The sequence below is a fragment of the Rhizobium sp. S152 genome (assembly GCF_030380735.1).
GTDB lineage: Bacteria > Pseudomonadota > Alphaproteobacteria > Rhizobiales > Rhizobiaceae > Rhizobium.
In genome coordinates, this window is the sequence record NZ_JAUDRZ010000002.1 from 1 (window position 1) to 16,225 (window position 16,225).

19 protein-coding genes are annotated in these 16,225 nt (G+C 56.1%); 11 read left to right on the forward strand and 8 right to left on the reverse strand.

The features are described from left to right. Positions 1-110 precede the first annotated feature (110 nt). From QTL95_RS01475 to QTL95_RS01495, 6 genes are all read left to right on the forward strand, one after another. Positions 111-521 carry a hypothetical protein gene (locus tag QTL95_RS01475; protein WP_289718193.1) on the forward strand — a complete coding sequence of 137 codons (411 nt, stop codon included), beginning with the start codon at positions 111-113 and terminating at the stop codon, positions 519-521. 17 nt (positions 522-538) lie between these two features. Next, positions 539-1,645 carry a hypothetical protein gene (locus tag QTL95_RS01480; RefSeq protein ID WP_289718194.1) on the forward strand — a complete coding sequence of 369 codons (1,107 nt, stop codon included), beginning with the start codon at positions 539-541 and terminating at the stop codon, positions 1,643-1,645. Next, positions 1,642-2,571: a hypothetical protein gene (locus QTL95_RS01485; protein ID WP_289718195.1), complete on the forward strand. Its 930-nt coding sequence runs from the start codon at positions 1,642-1,644 to the stop codon at positions 2,569-2,571. The genes QTL95_RS01480 and QTL95_RS01485 overlap by 4 nt, the downstream gene beginning before the upstream one ends. A 400-nt stretch (positions 2,572-2,971) precedes the next feature. Beyond that, complete coding sequence (locus tag QTL95_RS28545; protein WP_336622270.1) at positions 2,972-3,313, forward strand: DNA N-6-adenine-methyltransferase; 342 nt, start codon at positions 2,972-2,974, stop codon at positions 3,311-3,313. Next, positions 3,235-3,624: a hypothetical protein gene (locus QTL95_RS01490; RefSeq protein ID WP_289718196.1), complete on the forward strand. Its 390-nt coding sequence runs from the start codon at positions 3,235-3,237 to the stop codon at positions 3,622-3,624. Before QTL95_RS28545 ends, QTL95_RS01490 begins: the two co-directional genes overlap by 79 nt. Positions 3,625-3,730: 106 nt before the next feature. After that, complete coding sequence (locus tag QTL95_RS01495) at positions 3,731-4,642, forward strand: thermonuclease family protein (RefSeq protein ID WP_289718197.1); 912 nt, start codon at positions 3,731-3,733, stop codon at positions 4,640-4,642. Between the two features lie 393 nt (positions 4,643-5,035). Here the strand turns inward: QTL95_RS01495 and QTL95_RS01500 are convergent, their stop codons facing one another. The 3 genes from QTL95_RS01500 to QTL95_RS01510 all read right to left on the reverse strand — a co-directional run bounded on the left by QTL95_RS01500 (position 5,036) and on the right by QTL95_RS01510 (position 8,158). Beyond that, positions 5,036-6,181 (reverse strand): hypothetical protein, encoded by a 1,146-nt coding sequence (locus QTL95_RS01500; RefSeq protein ID WP_289718198.1) that lies wholly within the window; start codon positions 6,179-6,181, stop codon positions 5,036-5,038. A 274-nt stretch (positions 6,182-6,455) separates the two neighbouring features. Further along, positions 6,456-7,325 (reverse strand): DNA cytosine methyltransferase, encoded by an 870-nt coding sequence (locus tag QTL95_RS01505; protein WP_289718199.1) that lies wholly within the window; start codon positions 7,323-7,325, stop codon positions 6,456-6,458. After that, complete coding sequence (locus QTL95_RS01510; protein ID WP_289718200.1) at positions 7,322-8,158, reverse strand: DNA cytosine methyltransferase; 837 nt, start codon at positions 8,156-8,158, stop codon at positions 7,322-7,324. Before QTL95_RS01510 ends, QTL95_RS01505 begins: the two co-directional genes overlap by 4 nt. Before the next feature lie 437 nt (positions 8,159-8,595). On the opposite strand from QTL95_RS01510, the gene QTL95_RS01515 reads away from it, so the two are divergent. The 5 genes from QTL95_RS01515 (at position 8,596) to QTL95_RS01535 (ending at position 12,880) form a co-directional block, all read left to right on the forward strand. Continuing rightward, positions 8,596-8,988: a SyrB-like regulator gene (locus QTL95_RS01515; RefSeq protein ID WP_289718201.1), complete on the forward strand. Its 393-nt coding sequence runs from the start codon at positions 8,596-8,598 to the stop codon at positions 8,986-8,988. Between the two features lie 106 nt (positions 8,989-9,094). Further along, the gene (locus QTL95_RS01520) at positions 9,095-9,667 is read left to right on the forward strand and encodes a hypothetical protein (protein WP_289718202.1); all 573 of its coding nucleotides are present in this window, start codon (positions 9,095-9,097) and stop codon (positions 9,665-9,667) included. 722 nt (positions 9,668-10,389) lie between these two features. Further along, positions 10,390-10,743, forward strand: coding sequence for a DUF2934 domain-containing protein (locus QTL95_RS01525; protein ID WP_289718203.1), 354 nt, complete (start codon positions 10,390-10,392; stop codon positions 10,741-10,743). Between the two features lie 159 nt (positions 10,744-10,902). Further along, positions 10,903-11,136: a DUF2171 domain-containing protein gene (locus QTL95_RS01530; protein WP_289718204.1), complete on the forward strand. Its 234-nt coding sequence runs from the start codon at positions 10,903-10,905 to the stop codon at positions 11,134-11,136. 79 nt (positions 11,137-11,215) lie between these two features. After that, positions 11,216-12,880 carry an FAD/NAD(P)-binding protein gene (locus QTL95_RS01535; RefSeq protein ID WP_289718205.1) on the forward strand — a complete coding sequence of 555 codons (1,665 nt, stop codon included), beginning with the start codon at positions 11,216-11,218 and terminating at the stop codon, positions 12,878-12,880. Positions 12,881-12,883: 3 nt separating this feature from the next. Here QTL95_RS01535 and QTL95_RS28605 read toward each other — a convergent pair whose 3' ends face one another. The 5 genes from QTL95_RS28605 to amyA all read right to left on the reverse strand — a co-directional run bounded on the left by QTL95_RS28605 (position 12,884) and on the right by amyA (position 16,183). Continuing rightward, positions 12,884-13,621 carry an MOSC domain-containing protein gene (locus QTL95_RS28605; protein WP_442981248.1) on the reverse strand — a complete coding sequence of 246 codons (738 nt, stop codon included), beginning with the start codon at positions 13,619-13,621 and terminating at the stop codon, positions 12,884-12,886. Continuing rightward, positions 13,597-14,040, reverse strand: a complete 444-nt coding sequence (locus QTL95_RS01545; protein WP_289718207.1) for a DUF883 family protein — start codon at positions 14,038-14,040, stop codon at positions 13,597-13,599. Before QTL95_RS01545 ends, QTL95_RS28605 begins: the two co-directional genes overlap by 25 nt. A gap of 101 nt (positions 14,041-14,141) precedes the next feature. Further along, entirely contained in the window at positions 14,142-14,396 is a 255-nt protein-coding gene (locus tag QTL95_RS28610) for a DUF6894 family protein (RefSeq protein ID WP_442981241.1), read from the reverse strand. Then, positions 14,389-14,598, reverse strand: a complete 210-nt coding sequence (locus tag QTL95_RS01550; RefSeq protein ID WP_289718208.1) for a hypothetical protein — start codon at positions 14,596-14,598, stop codon at positions 14,389-14,391. The genes QTL95_RS28610 and QTL95_RS01550 overlap by 8 nt, the downstream gene beginning before the upstream one ends. Before the next feature lie 88 nt (positions 14,599-14,686). Continuing rightward, positions 14,687-16,183 carry an alpha-amylase gene (amyA, locus tag QTL95_RS01555; RefSeq protein WP_289718209.1) on the reverse strand — a complete coding sequence of 499 codons (1,497 nt, stop codon included), beginning with the start codon at positions 16,181-16,183 and terminating at the stop codon, positions 14,687-14,689. Positions 16,184-16,225 lie beyond the last annotated feature (42 nt).

The window sequence follows — 16,225 nt, forward strand, 5'->3', positions numbered from 1 at the left end:
CACAGCAATCATGCGAAAACTCATCGTCCTCGCCAATGCACTGCTCAGCAAAGGCAGAAAATGGGTTCCATCCCTGCCTTGACCAACACGGATACTCTAGAGAGGGACCCATGAAGAAACTATTATTGATTCTATGTGCAACGGTGGCTACTACCGGAAGCGTGCACGCTCAGGCAAGAGTAACCGCCACTCATCGCAACGGACTCATCGAGAGCTATCGCGCCTACATTGGCCAAGCAGATCTTTTCAATTCCAATGGCGTCAGGCTGACACAGCCGTGGCAGATCATCCGCCAGGATCGAGCGAATTTCCATCAGTACGGTGTGCGCGACCGCGACGATGAATCCGACTCGTTCTTCGGAGATCCCGTCAATCGACAAGCCCTTGAGCAGATGCTCCGCAACGGCACCATGACCCGAGACGCGGCCAACATGATCGTTCGCGGCAATGTCTGGATCGACGTGGACATCTATGGCGGCCAGGGAACTGGTCGCTGGATAGACGTCTCTGTGTCCGATTGATCCGCCGGAGCCAACCAATGAAAACCGTGGCAGCGATCCTAGTCGCCTTAGTGATCACAGTTGCGCCTAACGCTGGGGCACAGTCGATGTCCGGCGTTTCGATTGGGGGTAGTCGTGACCAGCTAGCCACCCTTGGCAGCCGCCCAATCGCCGCAGAGGCGATGGGTCCGCATAGCCTTGAGAAGTACAAGCTTTCTGGCGGGAATGACCTCTCGGCTACCTACCATCGTGCATCCGGGAAGATCGTCTATCTGGAGACGGATTGGGGAGGCGAGGCAGCCGGAGCATTCTCGGATTTCGAAGGCTTCAAGTACGGCAAGACGACGCTCAACCAAATCCGGACGAAGCTAGGCAGCAATGGACTTGCCTTCAAGGATCGCCCACCGGTGACCCCGACGACAGACGGTGGCCTCTTGCTGTTCAATTCGTACGAGGTCAAAGGTACGGAGACAATCGCGACGTTCGTCACGAGCGTTTCAGCCGCCGCCGTAAAATCCGCCAAGGAAAAGGGCACGAGCCCTGAAATCGGCGATATCGCGACATTGGAAGCGGTCATCCTTGGTGAGACGGATTACCTGGAGACGATCTGGGGCGCAGACAAGATTACGTCTCCCGGTTACGCGCCTATCGAGTGGCCGGGCACTGGTTCAAGTACCCGGGCGATTTCTACGTCGTCCGATTTCAAGAAGCCCAACGCTGCCGATTTTCCCGTTGCGCGGATCTACAGGGGCAAGACCGCGAAGCCTGACTTTACCGGCGAGAACGCACACTTCCGCGATTTCCGCACGCGTATCCAGCAAGGCATGGCGGAGGGTCCGAAATTCGCCGGTGAGTATTCAGTTATCCAGTTCGGCTGCGGAACCGGATGCTCCGCGGTCATCCTTGCCAACAATCGGACCGGGCAGCCCTACTCGTTTCCCAGGGGCGGCGAGGACAACATGTATCTCACTCTGAGGTATCGGCTGGATAGCCGGTTAATGGTCGCGCAGTGGGGCTCATACGACAGCGGCAAATGCTATATGGAATACTTTGATTTCGCCAACGGTGCCTGGAGTGAGCTGGGTAAGCGCGAAATAGGCCCTCTCGATTCCTGCTACAACGACATCGAGCAGAACGGACCATGACGAACTCCCGCTTCCTTAGGAGCCTGGTGGCTGTCTTGGCAACCGGGGTCTTCTTATCTTCGACCCCAGTGATGTCCGCTGAAATCGCGAAGGTAAATAAGAACGCTTGCAAGGTGTCCTTAGCTGGTCCAATCGCGGCTGGGGATCTCTCCAAGCTTAAGAAGGTCGCGTTACCTGGCTCGTCGTTGTGTCTCGACAGCCCTGGCGGTGATTTCATCGAAGGTTTGGCGATCGCGGAGTGGCTGACCGGAAAGAACGTGACGACAGTCATAGATAACGGGGCCTTATGCTATTCGGCTTGCGCTATCGCCTTCATGGGCGGCAGCGATTGGGAAAAGATTTATTCGCCAAGGCGCAAGCTGCATGTCGGCGGGCGGCTGGGTTTCCACGCCCCTTATCTGATAGCGCTCAGCAAGACCTACTCAGGGCCTGACTTGGAGGCAACGTACTCGGAAGGTCTTCAGGCCGTTGCCCGCATGATGAAGCTGGGCGCCGACATGGGTGAAGATGGATTCATTCCGGAACGGGTCATGTTAAAGCTACTAGCAGCGGGTCCGAGTGAACTTTACATGGTCAATGACGTCATAAAGGCTCGGGAGCTGGGTATTGAACTGATCGGCATCCCTCAAGCACGGTGGACAACTGCCGCGCTCTGCAATGCTTGCATAGTCCGAAATGAGCGACGCGCCCGAACCGATGCCTGCGAGCAACCGGTTGCGTCCACGGAGATCTCGAAAGATATCACGCAAACGACGTTCTACGGTTTTGCGGGCGAGGGGTCTTATTACTGCGCGGTCCGGCTGTCCAAGAAGAGCGGCAAGGCATCAATCGCCGCCACTCTGGATGAGGACGAGATTTCCAGTAAGGACACGAAATTCATTCCTCTCGATGATGACGACGCGTTGCCGGTCGGGCTGCAGGAATAACGCATCGATCCCGCTCAAGCTCTTCTAGTCACACACCTAAAAACGATGCGGGCGCTCGACCCGTTAGGGGAGCGCCCGCATGTTGTTGCTAGCGGCAAAAGCCAACTGAATGGCAGGCCGCCTGCGTGGAACGGTCATGTATAGACCTGATCCGAGTCGAGCAACTAACATTTTTGCAGCGCTGCCATGCGACACCGGGACCTCCCCTGCTATTGCCCTCAATCCAATTTGTGCTTGACGCTGTCCCATTTTGTGGACGACAATTCACAGGACGCAATCGGTTCCCCTAAATGAGGATAGCATTTTTTGAGACTGGCTGGCTTTCCGCCATGTTGGTCAAAGCATATATTTTGCTCTTAAATCGAGCACAGAAGTCGCCCTTCAAAGTGTGGAGGGCTTAATGGGACACTGGGAAACCGCTGGCCGTTCAGACGAATGGTACACACCACACAAGGTCTTCGAGGCTTTGGGTGTGACCTTCGATGTCGATGTCGCCGCCCCAAATGGAGTTCGGACGTTTGTACCAGCGAGTGACTTCATCACCGAGGAAAGCCTGGAGCGGGACTGGTCTGGATTTGTCTGGATGAACCCACCATTTGGCGGACGAAATGCCTTGAAGCATGGCTGGACAAGTTCTTTCGCCACGGGAATGGAATTGCCCTGGTGCCCGACCGCACCAGCGCACCCTGGTTTCGGGATGCATGGGACAAGGCTGATCTCGCGCTGTTTACTCCAAAGCTGAAGTTTTACAGGCCTGATGGCTCTCAGGGGAAGGCTCCAGCAAATGGTACTGCGTTGTTCGCAGCTGGACCCAGAGCGGTCGATGCGTTGAAGCGAGCCGCGAAGATGAGGCTGGGAATTTTAGCCGCGCCGGTCACAACTGAGGAGATAAGCGAGATCGAAGTTCGACGGCTCACCGTAGCTCATCTCATTCGCGAGCACATGCGGGAGCAAGGGTTCGAAGCCACAGGCATGGGAGATCAGGCAATGTTGGCTATCGTCAAGGCCTTCGAGGATCAAGGCTACAGACCGAGATCACCAGTGAGCATTTAACGGAGGTTTCGCGCTTTGGCACCGAGTGAAATTACATGGAGCCGTTGCACGAAATTTAATGATCTCAACCTAGTGTAGCTGCCACTCCAGTTACACCAGGTTGAAAATGCTGAACGAAACCGACATTGCCTTCTTCCGGCGACGTATCGAAGAGTTGCTGCGCGACGGGCACCTGACGGATTGGCAGCGACAATTCCTTGGTGACGTCGGCGGCAAAATTTCCCGCTACGGCGTTCGCACAAAGCTGTCCGACAAGCAGTTCGCCGTTCTGCGGCGGCTGACCAATACCGCTATCGAGCGACCTAGACTGGTCGTGGTCAATGACGTGCCTAGCCCTGTATCCGAGCGCTCAGTGACGCGGGTGCCAACCAGACGCGGCAACTCATCCAGAGCAGGAGGATACCTGCGAAATCCGTTCAGGGTGCGAAACCCATTACGCCCGCGCAGACTGTTCCGACGCTCATCATCCTTCAGGTTGATGTCGAGCATGGGCGGAAGGGCGGCAATTGTCCTGCTGGCAGCTCTGATGGTCGTGGGCTTGATCGGCAACCTTTTGGGGCTGTCCCCTGATAAGGTCGATACGTCGCAATCTACTCCTTCCGCCGTCAGCAGTGACGTTGGCGTCAACAAAATCCCGACCGTTGGCAATGCGAGGTTCACCGTCACCGATGGGGACACGATACGGCTGAGCGACGGTACTAGAGTCCGATTGGTGGGTTTCAACACGCCAGAGAAATTCGAGCCTCAGTGTTCCGCAGAGGCGGCCCTTGGCAACCTCGCCTCGGCCCGTTTGAAGGAACTGGTTGCCGGGGCAACCACGACCCAGGTGAGTCTTGTTGACTGCGCGTGCAAGCCGGGAACTGAGGGCACTAAGAAATGTAATTACGGCCGCAGTTGCGGAATGCTTTCGGTCGACGGTCGCGACGTTGGCAAGACACTGATAGCCGAGGGTCTCGCCGTACCGTTTGTCTGTGGCGCCACGGGATGTCCGCCGACCCCACGACCGTGGTGCGGGTAGTACGATGACAGTGATGAAATCTTTGGACGCCTCGCAGAAGCGACCTTGGTCGGCAACGCGGCCAGTGATCGCGATTGCCTTTCTCGCAATGCCCTTGCTTGCATTCCACGCTGCCGTAGCCAACACACCGTGCAGCGGACGGAAAGGTGGGATCGATCACTGCCAGGGCGACACCTTCATCTGCCGCGATGGATCCGTCTCCGCGAGCAAGAAATCGTGCCAGGCAACGATGGGTGCGGTCGGGCTGCTAGGAACCAAAGCTGAAGAAATGCAGCCGAGCCTTACAGGCGAATGCTCTTGCCGGGGTGGAAACTACTGTACCGGGCCACGGGGAGGGCGGTATTGCATCACCGATACCGGCAAAAAGAGCTATCTACGGAAGTGACGCTGCATCTACCAAGATAGTGTGGGAACGGGGCCGATTGCCAGTCGACGGAACTCGTATCCGCCGTGCTCTTCCCAATCGCTAACATACTGGCACCCCATCACGTCTTCGCCGTCGGCTTCCACCACACGCCGCAGCACAATCGCTTTGGCTCCCGTTTTAACGCGATGTCTGTCCTCGAACTGGTGATATGTTCCCTCGTCGAAATCCCCCTTTGGGTCACGCATCTGCATCCAGTAACCACTTGCTGTGGTCGAATTCGCTATCTCGTCGAGGGTCGTCATTCCGCCTGTCGGCATCTCGTTTCGGAAAATCGGATGGCCATTACGAAGGCCAATAGGCGATCGCGATAAAATTTCGAGCATTCGCCCCATTGCCTCTTTGCGAGCTTCTTCTGCCGAATGAGCGGTAACGGCGAGGAACTCCTCTATGGCAAGGCGAAGACCGTCCGTGATTGCATTTTGCTCTGCAGCAGTACGCATCTGCAGCCTAAGTTCGCTGAACAGGCTCGCGAACTGACCAATTTCAACCTGCTGCCGTTCAAAAGCAGCATATTCACCCGTGAAGTGGATGTAGACGGGGGAACGAGTCTTGTCTTCCGGCCTCCAGAGCATGCCTGAAAACGATGGATGCCCCGAAGAAGTTGGGGAAGATCCAAAACGCCACAGCGTGCTCTCAGTTGCACAGCGCAGCCACTCAAGGATCTCACTTTGGTCCAGATCGTCGATCTCAATGGTGGTGTCGCGACCTTCGTTGAGATCATCAGTGTCAAAGAGTTCGATGTCGTAGGGCTGGCTGCGAACAGATCCGTCCACAGCGCGGATATGGATGACATACGGAGCGAATAGCGGCTCGCAATGAAACTCGACGTGATGCCATTTACCGGCAATTACCACCACATCGTCTGGGCTATCTCTTAGCTTTTTCGCCAACTTAACCAAAGCTTTGCGATAGCCATCGACGAAGCTTTTGAACGCCTGATTTTCGGTCGGTGCTCCGTGCATGAAAAGCGAGATGTTCAGCCCACTTATTTCGATGGCAGCGTCTGGACCGCCGAGAACGATCTGGCCCCGATACTCGGTTCCCTGCAGGGCAACCTCATCAGCGAGCATTCTGTTGACGTTCAAAGAATACAGTTCATTTTGTCCGAACATTTCAACTCCGACGCACAGGTATGCCTGCGCGAGATGTTGACAATCTCGCAGGTAACATACGGAAAATGTGCGATTTTTTGTGTGGTACAAGCAGCGAACTCGTCGCTTCTCCACGTTTCGATGACAAAAGTGTTGACCGAAATACTGATGGCCGCAAGCCAAAAAATGCAGCGTTGGAGAAGTTTTCACACTGCTAAGGTCTTGGCCAAATCCGCCTACATCGATTCGTCCGTTGCCTGAAGCCAACTGACAACTGGACGGATCGATGGGCCGATCAGATCGACGCCATGTACGCCTTGATTATTTCGGCGGCCGGGCGTGGATCTACGGCGTTTCCGAGTCCACGCAACTTATCCACTCGGGAGGGTATCCCATTTCCCAACCAGCGAACTCCGGGTGGAGGGAGCGCCCGCCATTTTCCGTCGGGGCACTCAACATATTGCCTGCCGCGAAAACTTGCGACGGAAGCGGTGAACCCCCGGCTCCGAAACTCATGTTCGGTCCACCCTTTTCCCCATCCGAAGCGCGAAGCGTGCTCCACAAAGACAGGACTACGTTTTGAAGTGTGACCTGCCTCTTCTTGCCGTCCGGTGTCTTTCCCGACAGAGACGTTCCCTTCGGGACAGTTTGTCCGCCACTCGGCGTTGTTGTAGTCGGCCACAAACCAATAGCGATCTCGGAAGTGGTCCGCACCCGCGCTCGCGGCTTCCATCGGGACTGCCCCCATGGCGTAACCCATGGTTTCCAGATCACTTCGCACGAGGGCGAGCCAACGAGCTGCCGCCGCAGATTGCTCTCCAAAAACGACTGAAGGCTGTCGCTCCGAGATGAGCCGCTTGAATTCCGGCCAGAGGTGTCGAGGGTCGTCGAAGCCTGCCTGTTTGCCCGAGACCGAGAACGGCTGGCATGGGCAACTCCCCGTCCAGATCGGACGCTCGTCGTCCCATCCAGCAAGCCGTGCTGCAAGGCTCCATCCTCCAATCCCGGCGAAGAAGTGACATTGGGTGTAACCGATGAGGTCTCCTGGTTGGACATCGACGATGCTCCTTTGATCTACATCGCCTGGAGCGATTAGGTTTTTTGCTATGAGCTTGCGCAGCCACTGCGCGGCGAATGGATTGTTTTCGTTGTAATAGGCGGTCATGGAATTGACCGCCGCGCATAAGGAAGCTGCGAGTCTGCGATCTGGGCATCGGCGGTACCCGGATGCCAATGTTCATTGCGTACTGTGTCTAGATACGCTCCGATGATCGCTGCGGCCGGGCGCGGGTCGACCGCATTCCCGAAGCCGCTGATTTTTCCCATTCGGGCGGGTACCCCATGAGCCATCCAATCAATGCCGGGGTTAACGCGCCGCAGTTTGCCATCTTGCCCCCGACGCCAGTCGTCTTCTCGCCCAGCATGAAAAGGATGTGGGATCGGATCAGGTTCAAGTTCCTGCTGTTTCCGGGCTGATGGCTCGCTGCAAAGCTCAGTGACGTCGGTCGAGGCCACAAACCAAAATCGGTCGCCAAGGACGTCCGCACCTGCGCTCGCGGCCTCGATAGGGATTGCCCCCATGGCGAAATCCATGGCTTCCAGATCACTTCGCACAAGTCGGAGCCATTCAGTCGCGTTCGCAGACTGTTCTCCAAAGATGACTGCAGGGCGGCGCTCCTGGATGAGGCGCTTGAATTCCGGCCAAAGGTGACGCTCGTCGTCAAAGCCTTTTCGCGCTCCAATCGCGGAGAAGGGCTGACAGGGGCAACTGCCGGTCCAGACGTGCTGGTCGTCGGACCATCCGGCGAGGCGAAGGGCGCGGGACCACCCACCGATACCGGCGAAAAAGTGACACTGGGTATATCCTTTGAGGTCGTCTGGTTGGACATCGGCGATTGATCTTTCATCGACATCGCCGGGGGCGATTAGGTTTGTGGAAATTAGGTTTCGTAGCCACTGCGCGTGGTAGGGGCTGATTTCGTTGTAATAAGCGGTCACGCGACGACCTCCCGGTGAAGGGCGAGGGACGGCGCGAAAATTTCCAGGGATTTCGGGGAGACCGTAGGAAGCGATCCGTTGTCGAACGGCAGGCAATAGCCGTCGGCAAAGCGCACATCGCAAGCGATGGCCGCACGTATTAGGAAATGCATATGATGGGGGAGCCGGTTAACTTAATAAAATTGTCAGGTCAAAACGGTGTGCCCGGCAAGCGAAAAAAATGAATGCTCGCAATATTTTTGGAGCTGAGATGACTAATCGGGGATCAAAGAATTCTGAGCGTTGAGACTGGGAATGCTGCGGGAGCACAAAATGAGCGACAACATCATCGCCGGTTGGGTCGGCATTTACTCTCGGCTAACGATGGCCAATTTCATACGTGTTGACACACAGAGTTTGGCAGTTGAAAACACCGTTACTATTAGGGGAGAAAACTAATGGCTGACGAACTGAGCACACCGCCTGCATCCGAAGTGGCCGGTGCCGAAAATATTGAAAAGGCGCCTGTCGCCAAAAAAACTCGTGCGCCGCGTCGCGCGAAGGCTGCTGAATCCGAGACGGTAGCTGCACCGAAGACACGACGGGGTGGTCGCAGAAAGGTTGAGGCTGTTGAAACAGCACCTGTTCCTGCGGAGCCGAAGCGTAGAGGACGTGGTCCGACGAAATCTGCAGTAGCTGGGAAGACATCGAAGTCCGCACCGACCGTCACACAGTCCGACGACCTCGCAGAACTCCTTCAGCTTGAGGAAGAAAACAAGCGTCTCCGCAAAGCGCTGGCGGAAAAGCTCCGTGCGGAAAACGCTGATTTGCGCAGGCGTATTGGATCTTGAGCAGCTAGCCGCATACATTTGCTGATGCTCCATGACATGAAGGACTGCACGGAGAGCAATCGTTTATCCGTGCAGTCTAACGTCCTATGCACGGAGACGATATTCAATGAAGATGCCTTGGTCATTCTTGACACGACGTCGCTCGACCGAACCGTCGCCAAATGAGATCGCGGAGGCCAAGGAAGCATTCGAGGCGGGCGACGCGTCGCCCGAACCGGTGGAAAAGCCTGCTGTTGCACTCCAGGACCTGGCGGACAAGGCCCTAGCGACCGGCGTCTATAATACGCCCGAACCTCCCGATCTAGCGGGAAGCGCCGATGCTGAAGAACCGTCGGTCGAAAGCGCCGAGCGCAAAACATCTCGCTCAGAAGCAGAGCCAAATCCGCGAGGTAGCGTTTCAACGCGCCGCAAGCGGCATGGAAGGATAGGGGCACCATCCGTCAATGCTGGTGCGTATCGCTCGAAAGGCACGGGCCAAGACAGGCAGACTTCGGGATCAGAGCCAAGCGCGACCGATGCTGCACATCTAAATCTTTCCGCACTAGACGGAGAGATTAAACAGCTTCGAAGTCAACTTGCGGACAAACTGAGGCTGCAGAACGCTCAGCTCGAACAGATGCTTCAGCGCTTCGATCCGCTCCCACTGCGAACACCGAAACGCCCTTCCGAAAACCTTTAGCATTCCCTTCAAAAGGCCGTGTAATCCAAGGCAGGAGTGATGGCGCCCTCCGCCGATGCGGAAACCACCGTCGCGACCCAAGGAAAACGTGCACGATGGCTCGTGATCGCCCTGCGATTCCAAGGCTTAACCGTGCCATTTGCGGGACAATCTCATTAGCCAGGTTGCTGCTAGCATAAACCGTGCCTTCGGGGCGCGACGATCACCGAACTGGAAGTTTACCTGCGCCGTCTCTCAGAGTCAGAACGCATCGCTGCGTCCTTGGCGAGTTGGATGAGGTAGGCAACAAACCTCCTGTCGCTCAATTCAGCCAATTTCTTCGCGGCATCGAGATGATCGATTAGATGAACCTGCGACATTTGAACCTCCTTACGTCAATTCGCACATTCATGATTTCTAAAAGACCTTAACTGAAGCTTACTTTGAGTGGAGTTGTCCGGTACTGTACAAATAGCCAGAGTAGTGGACCACTCGCTTGCTTCAGCGTTAAATTTTGGATGTGCAAAATTTCTCGATTTACTTACCCAGGTCAGCTCTTAGCGCCGTCTGAACGGATGCTGAAGGAATATCTCGGTTCCAAACTTCGGTTTGTTGATGACCAAGATTCTGCGAACGATTTTCTAAGTGGGCTCCTCTGAGCAAAGCGTGCTTCACGCTTGGTAACGCGGTGGAACCGCGCTGCCATGGCGACGTTCCAGTCTAGTCTTACAAAGGAGATCATCATGGCTAAACGACCGCCCCCCGCTCAAGACGAAACCAAGATTGAAGAAGTTGGTATTCCCGCCCAGTCGTCAATCAGCCCCGAGACGGATGAATCCACGATTGAACGCATTCGGTCCCGCGCGTACGAAATATGGCAAGCCGAAGGCAGCCTAGACGGTAGTCACGAGGATCACTGGCGCCAGGCCGAGCACGAGATAATGCATGAAAATGATCTTCTGGACGGTGACGACGTGCCGAACCTCGCCGCAGTGCGCGAGGCCGCTCGTCAGCATACAGACGCATTCGTCGTTGCAAGCGATCTCGAAGATGCAGACGAGCGCGAAGCCACTCCAGGTGTCCGCGAGCAGCCCTGAGTTTACCGCAGGCTCAGAGCACGACAACGAGCGCCGATGACGCAGTACCCAATAGAAGGGCAGTTGAGCGCTCCATCTGTCCACGATGGTTCAGCTCTTGGGAACTAAGCAACTCAGCGCACGTTGCCGTCATGCAATCTAACTAGAGGAGAAAACACCATGATCTCTGCAGAACAAGTCCGCGAGCATATGGAAGTCATCGGCGCTGATGGAGCGCATGTCGGCACAGTCGACCACATGGACGGCACGTCGCGCATCAAGCTGACGAAGTCGGACTCCGATGATGGTCAGCACCATCTCATTCCGCTAGATTGGGTCGACCACGTCGATGAGCACGTTCATCTGAGCAAAAATGCTGAAGACGTCCGCAGTCAGTGGTCTTCGGTAAACTAACTGCCTCAGGAGCCGCCTCTGCGCGGCTCCTTACCTTATACTCTTCGGCCGCCCCTTCGTTCGAGACCAATCAGCCACTATGCCACGAGTTGCCATTATCGGATCTGGACCCACCGGTCTCTACACGCTCGCCGGATTGATCTCCAGCGCCACGCCGCTTTCTATCACTATCTTTGAGGAAACGCCTGATGCGGGAAAGGGCACGCCCTACCATCCGGCAGTCAACGACCGCGCCATGCTGGCAAATATCGCCAGCATCGAAATCCCTCGAATTGAGCAGACACTCGTCGAATGGCTGTCTTCGCAAAGCGACAGTGAGCTTCAGGAGCTGGGTGTAGAGAAGACAGCGATCGGCGAGCGCGAGTTTTACCCTCGAGTTGTTCTCGGTGAATTCCTGGCAGCACAATTCTGGGCTCTGGTGAGCCGGGGGCTCTCGCGAGGCCATTCCATCGATGTGAAAGCCAGCCACCGCATCCTCGACATCAAGCTTGGCAAGGATGACATATCTCTCAAGTTCAAGAGGCACGGCGGGGAGGATGCAACGATGTCATTCGACCATGTCGTAATGGCCACCGGACACGATTGGCCCGAGAACACGGAAACGGCGCCTGGCTATTTTGTGTCGCCATGGCCAGCGGCGGCGATCAAGAGAATTGGCGCCGTCAATGTTGGTGTCTTGGGCACTTCGCTGAGTGGTATCGACGCCGTTGTTTCCGTCGGCACCGCACATGGCATGTTCCTTCGGGACGATAATGGCACTCTACGATATGAACCTAGACCAGCAAGCACCGGCCTTAACATCACAATGATGTCACGCAAGGGTTTGTTGCCAGAGGCGGACTTCTACTGTCCGATCCCCTACGAGCCTCTCACGTATTGCACTGAAGAGGCAGTAAAACTGCTGATCGAGCAAAAGGGGGAGCGGCTTCTCGACGAAGTTTTCGAGCTGTTCCGGCGAGAGCTTTCCGTGGCCGATCCGGACTATGCTGCCAGTATTGGACTGGCATTGGCGTCGGTTGAGGACATCGCAGATCGCTATTTCCGAGCGCGACAGGCTGCAGACCCTTTCGTTTGGGCAGCGCAGAATCTTGCTGAGGCGAAGAAAAACAAGGCCGAGCGGAAGACCGTCCGGTGGCGTTACGCAATCCTGAGGATGCATGAGGTCATCGCTCTCGCTATCCCTCAACTCAATGACCGGGACCTGAAGCGCTTCCACAAGCACTTCAAGACAGTTTTCGTTGACGACTACGCGACGGTTCCGCACGAATCCGTCGAGCGGCTCCTCGCCCTGCATCAGCAAGGCAAGTTGTCCGTGAAGGCATTGGGCGACGTCTATGACATTCGACAAGATGATAAGCCAGGCGCCGTGGTGATCGGTGATGGAAACGAGAGCAAGTACGACGCCTTCATCGATGCGACCGGACAACACGCGCTCTCCGCTTCTGATCTTCCTTTTCCTAGCCTTCGCCAGAACGGCGCCATCAAGGAAGCGAAAACGGTAAAGGCCGAAGCCAGCACGAACGACGAGACCCGTCGAACAGGCGGCATCGAGATTGACGACGATTTCCGGCCCCGGGTGGAGGCTGGGCTGTGCAATAATCTCTACTGCGTCTCAGTCCCGTTTCTGCTCCACAAGATGCCGTTTGTCCAAGGCATCACCAGTGCCCATGAGATGGGGAATACGGTAGCGGCGGCGATCATCGATGCAGTTGCGAACCCGGACCTTCTCGCGCACTCTAGGTAACGATCACCCGACGAGGACCCTGTCTCCAACGGAAATGACGCCCTTGGAGCCAACGTCGGCATACACACCGAGACACCGCTGGCGGTTCCTGACTATCGTTCGAAGGATTTCGGGATCCTCCGGGAGTTCGGCCTGGGCAAGCATGGTCATACCGCAACGTTTGGTTTTCTCCGTGACCGTACCCCGGTAAGTGCCGATGGCAATTTGGTTGCCGACCCAGTCGTTCTCGTCAGCACTGGTGTCCACGACAATGTTTGGGCGGAACCTGCTAACGTTCAGGACCACCTGGGGCAGGAGCCCAGCCAAGTCAGAAAGTGACCTCGTTGAGAGCAAATGGATAGGGCTAGCGATGTAGCGGGGGCTCAATGTGATATCGCCTGCGTCCGTGGCGAGGTTGCTACCAGCTCGCCGGATTGCGCAGCGGAAGCCGAAATGGTCAGACAGCGCCGTGTCCAACTCACGATCAGCCACGCTGAAGTTCCAAGCGGTGGATGAGACTACAACGTCACCATCGACGATGCGAGCAGCAAGCTGTAGCGCTGGACGCCAGTGGGCGATCTTTTCCGGTGCGGCTATTTCTCCCGAGACGGCATCGACGAGAAGATAACTGCGATCACCGCGAACGCCATCAAAGGTGACGTCCAGGGTGTCGAGGCGTTCCCCGCGCAGCGAACTGACTGGGTAACGCCATAGCTCCTGAACTGTTGCTGGAACCTCTATCGGGTCGCTCCCCAGATCCAGGCTAACGCAGCAACAATACCGACCGCAGTAAGCGGGCGTTCCCTGACCGTGTCTTCAATGCTCTGGATTAGCGATTTGGCTTCAGCCTTTCCAGCAGCAAGCGCACCGCTAGCTACTTCGGAAGCCTGGTCCGACAGGCGACCGGCATCCCGGCGCAGAGAGTCGACACGTCTGCTTTTATCGCCGCCAAGCTCTCCGGTTGCCCTGAGTGCTTCCTCTACAAGCGGATAATCCTCGCGCCCAGTACCTGACTGGCCGTCGATGGAGCTGGCGACGGAGGTTTGAGTGACCGATACAGGATCGGAAGCAGGAAAGGTATCCTCGAGGCCCTGATCAAGAGCTTCCGGCTCGCCAGAGTCCTGCTGGGCCTTTTCGATGTTGTAAGATTGGACTGCCGGGGATTGCTTGGGATCGATCATGGTGTTCCTCCTGTTTGGGTGAGAACATCCAATTGCGAATTCGGTTCCTATTAAATCTCACACCGCGTACGGTTGACGTGCCATATGTGCGCCCTGGTTCGTTAGACTCTCTTGGCTATTTCGTCGAAAGTCATTCTTAGTTCGGTGAGCGGGCCTTTGTCGGCGCCGAAGATCTCAACGGACATCATGGCTCCAGGGGCGTCAGGTAAACCGTTTTGCACCATTTCGCAGAGCAAGGTCTTAGCATGCGAGCGAGCGTCATCGAACGTGTCAAAATCGTGCGCATGCTCGTTCGCGTCTGCGCCGGTCCCATCTAGGAGCTGGAAAATGTACCTTGGCACGTTTTCCTCACACATTCATATCGGAGGCGACGGCTTCGAAAACGGGCTTCCGTTTTTTGGCTGCCATCAACAGATCCAGCTCAACCGATGAAGGTCCAAACCGTTCAAAGAGATTTTCGGCAACGTCGTAATCCAAGCCGTACTTCGCCTGAAACTCCTCGATGGAGTATGGCTTGCCTCGCGCCGGTCGTGCACGCTTTGATACGCAGTCCATCATCAGCAGTCTCCTTCAGTTTGCCGCAGAATGCCTTTGAAAGCCATTTGTTCCGCCGACGGCGTGCCCGTTCCGATTTAAACAGGCGTCGCTACGCGCTTTGAAGAACATCTTTGCGAACCCAAACGCTGACGCTCCCCCCATTTGTTGCGAAATCTGCCCGACCTTGATCGTCGGTGGTGACTTCACCCTCTTTGTGACCCAAGAAGTCGATGAAGACTGCGTTGGAATGGTTGGAACCGAGATCAACGGATAAGTGTCCGGGTTCTCCGTTGGACATGACAACAACGCAACCTGGCTCAGTCTCGGTTCCTTGCCGAGTGAACCCCATTATGCTGTGGTCGTCGAAGTGATCGACCTGGGAACCATTCGCGAACCGCTGTCGTGCTTCGATCAACTTGGGCAAGCAGCCGATTGCTGGCATTTCGACTTTGTGCTGGTTACGGTCCTCGCCTTTGTCGCTGTATTCCGCGCCGTACAAATCGGGATAGAATACGCAGGGGACGCCCTGTTCTCGCAGGAGGATCAGGGCGTAGGCGAGGGGCTTGAACCAAGGCTCGACTGTTGCTTCGAGCGATTGCAAAGGCTGCGTGTCGTGGTTGTCGACCAGGGTCACGGCGTGATCTGGAATGGACGAAACGAGCGATCCATCGAAGATAGTGCGCATGTCGAAGTTTCCACCTGCCTTGGAGGCATCATGGAAGCGGTGATGTAGCGCAACGTCGAAAAGCATCAGCTGTTTGTCGACGAGTTCCAGATAATTGGCGAGCGTTGCCATATCGGGATGCCAATACTCGGCGACTACAAATAGATCTGTGCCGATCGCGTCGCGCATGTGGCCAACCCAATCCTTGAAGAACCAGGCTGGGATATGTTTGGCTGCGTCAAGGCGGAAGCCGCCAACACGCACCTGCGCGGAAAACCAACGTCCCCAGTATTTCAGCTCTTCGTATACAGCCTTGTTGCGAAACTCGACGTCTGCCCCCATCAGGTAGTCGAAATTGCCAAGCTCGTCATCGACTTCGTCGTTCCACTGACCTTCGCCATACTCATTCATGAGCCTGAAGACGCCGGTCTCATCAGGCTGCTCAATCACGTCAACTCCACTGAAGCACTGCTTGTCCCAAATGAATTCTGAATGTTTTCCCTGCCTGCCCGGAAAAGTGAACCGGGTGTAGGCAAGCGCTCTGACGTCCTCTTCTTCGATCTGCGTCCGGTCTTCAGAGTTCACCCGCCTGACAACCACGCTTTCCTCTTCGTCGGCTCCCATTTTGTGGTTCAGCACGACGTCATGAATCGGCCGGATCCCGTGGTCGGTAAGGCTCCTGCAGGCATTTTCGAGGGCTGCTCTGTCACCGTATTTGGTTGCAACGCTTCCCTTTTGTTCGAACTCGCCCAGGTCAAAGAGATCGTAGGTGTCATATCCGACCGAGGCAGCGCCGGACGCGCCTTTATAGGCAGGTGGCAGCCACACGTCTGTGATGCCAATCTTCGCGAGATCGTCAGCTTTCTCGCCCACCTCCTTCCACAGGCGACCATCACCAGGCGAATACCAGTGGAAGAATTGCAGCAGTGTGCGTTTGTTCATGTAGTCCTCGGAAACAGTAAAGGATGCTTGTTCTGCAAGGAC